The organism is Nocardia sp. NPDC057353, assembly GCF_042667085.1.
In the GTDB taxonomy this organism is placed as follows: domain Bacteria; phylum Actinomycetota; class Actinomycetes; order Mycobacteriales; family Mycobacteriaceae; genus Nocardia.
The window spans coordinates 1-2,743 of record NZ_JBHVAK010000133.1 but is presented as its reverse complement, the minus strand read 5'-3'; the positions used below and the strand labels follow the sequence as shown (position 1 = coordinate 2,743).

Annotated in this window: 1 protein-coding gene; it reads right to left on the bottom strand. The window is 75.9% G+C overall.

Annotation, left to right across the window (positions count from 1 at the left end):
- The coding region (locus ACFUUZ_RS31635) for a beta-ketoacyl synthase N-terminal-like domain-containing protein (protein ID WP_378702713.1) at positions 1-2,743 on the bottom strand (2,743 nt) is incomplete at both ends.

Sequence of the window (2,743 nt, the reverse complement as noted above, 5' to 3'; positions counted from 1 at the left end):
GAGCTGCTCGATTCCCGGCAGCAGCAGCGGGTGCGGGCCGACCTCGACGAAGAATCGGAAGCCTGCGCCTGCGAGCGCCCGCAGCGCGGGTTCCAGCAGTACGGCGCCGCGCAGGTTGCGGTACCAGTACCCGGCGCCGAGCTCGGTGCCTTCGATCGGCGCACCGGTCACCGTCGAGTACACCGTGACCTCGGCGGGACGCGCGGTGATGCCTGCCAGCCGCGCGGCGAGCTCCGCCTCCAGCTGCTCCACCGCGGGCGAGTGCGAGGCGTAGTCGATCCCGATCCTGCGGGTGCGGATCCCCCGCTCCGCGCAGACCTCTGCCAGCGCCGCCAGCGCGGCGAGCTCCCCGGAGACCGAGGTCAGCTGCGGGCCGTTCAACCCGGCGATGTCGAGGCCGGAGCCGGTGGAGCGCAGCAGCTCGGCAGTCTCCGCGTGCGGCAGCGCGACCGAGAGCATCCCGCCCCGGCCGGAGAGCCGCTCGGCGATCAGCGCACTGCGCAGCACCGCGATCCGGCCCGCGTCGGCCAGGCTGAGCGCACCCGCGACGCAGGCGGCGGCCAGCTCGCCCTGCGAATGCCCGACCACGGCGTCCGGCAGCACGCCGTGCGAGCGCCAGAGCTCGGCCAGCGAGACCAGCACCGCGAACCACACCGGCTGCAGCACATCGGTCCGCTCCAGCGGCGGCGCGCCGTCGGCGCCGCGCACCACGTCCAGCAGCGACCACCCCGACAGCGGGTCCATGACGGCCGCGCACTCGGCCATCCGGCTCGCGAAGGCGGGCGAGTACTCCAGCAGCTCGCGACCCATCCCGGCCCACTGCGACCCCTGGCCGGGGAAGACGAAGACCGTCCTGCCCGCCGCGCCGCGGCCGCCGCCCGCCACGAGCCGCGGGCCGGAGCCGTCCGCCGCGAGATCGCGCAGCCCGGCGGCGATCTCGTCCCGACCGGCGCCGACCACGACGGCGCGGTGCTCGAGCACCCCGCGCCCGGTCGCGAGCGCGGCGGCGATATCGGCGGGGTCGAGCTCCGGCTGCTCCGCCAGCAGCGCGAGCAGCCGCTCGGCCTGGGCGGCGAGCGCGCGCGGGGACCGCGCCGAGATCGGCAGCGCGACCGGTGACGGCGCGGATTCCGGCCGCCGCACCCGCTCCGGCTCCGCGGCCTGCTCCAGCACCACGTGCGCGTTCGTTCCGCTGAATCCGAAGGAGGAGACCGCGGCGCGGCGCGGCGCGCCGTCCGCCACCCACTCCTGCGCGCGGGTCAGCAGCCGCACCGTTCCGCCCGACCAGTCGACGTGCGGGGTCGGCTCGTCGGCGTGCAGCGTCGGCGGCAGGATGCCGTGCCGGAGCGCCTGCACCGCCTTGATGACCCCGCCGACGCCCGCCGCGGCCTGGGTGTGGCCGAGATTCGACTTGAGTGAGCCGAGCCAGGCAGGCCGCTCCGCCGGGCGCTCCGCGCCGTAGGTGGCGAGCAGCGCTTGGGCCTCGATCGGGTCGCCGAGCGCGGTCCCGGTGCCGTGCGCTTCGATCAGGTCGACATCACCGGCGCCGAGCCCGGCGTTCTGCAGCGCCTGCCGGATGACCCGCTGCTGCGCGGGGCCGTTCGGGGCGGTCAGCCCGTTCGACGCGCCGTCCTGGTTGATCGCCGAGCCACGCAGCACCGCCAGTACCGGATTCCCCTGGCTGCGCGCGTCGGAGAGCCGCTGCAGCAGCAGCACGCCCGCACCCTCGGCCCAGCCGGTACCGTCGGCGCCCGCGCCGAAGGCCTTGCACCGGCCGTCGGCGGCCAGCCCGCCCTGCCGGGAGAACTCGGCGAAGGCACCCGGCGTCGCCATGACGGTCACCCCGCCCGCGATGGCCATCGTGCACTCGCCCGCGCGCAGCGCCCGAGCGGCGAGGTGCAGCGCCACCAGCGACGACGAGCAGGCGGTGTCCACGGTCAGCGCGGGCCCCTCCAGCCCGAAGGTGTAGGCGATCCGTCCGGAGACCACGCTGGCCGCGCCGCCGGTGCCGAGGTAACCCGCCAGCTCCCCGTCGTCCTGGAGCAACGAGCCGTAGTCCTGGTACATGACGCCGGTGAAGACACCGGTCCGGCTGCCACGCAGCGCGGCGGGGTCGATCCCGGCCCGCTCCAGCAGCTCCCACGAGGTCTCCAGCAGCAGCCGCTGCTGCGGGTCCATGGCCAGCGCCTCGCGCGGCGAGACGCCGAAGAATCCGGCGTCGAAATCCGCGACGTCGTAGAGGAATCCACCCTCGGTGACCGCGCCGGGGGAGGTGTCCGGCCGCCAGCCCCGGTCCGCGGGGAAGGTCCCGACCGCGTCGGACCCGGCGAGCACCAGCTGCCACAGCTCCTCGGGCGAGCGGACACCCCCGGGGTAGCGGCATGCCATCGCGACGATGGCGATCGGCTCGTCCGGCGCGGCCTCGATCGCGGCGGGCGCGGTGGCACGTGCGGCACCGGCCAGTTCGTCGCGGAGGTGGCCTGCCAGCGCCGGAATGGACGGATAGTCGAAGACGAGGGTCGCGGGCAGCCGCAGCCCGGTGGCGGCGCCGAGCCGGTTGCGGAACTCCACCGAGATGAGCGAATCGAAGCCGAGGTCGGCGAAGGCCGCCGCCGGCGCGATCTCCGCGCTCCCGGCGTGGCCGAGTACGGCGGCCGCGTGCTCCCTGGCCAGCTCGCCGAGCAGGTCGAGCTGCCCGGCCTCGGGCAGCTCCGCGAGCCGCGCCGCGAGCGCGGGCGCGGGC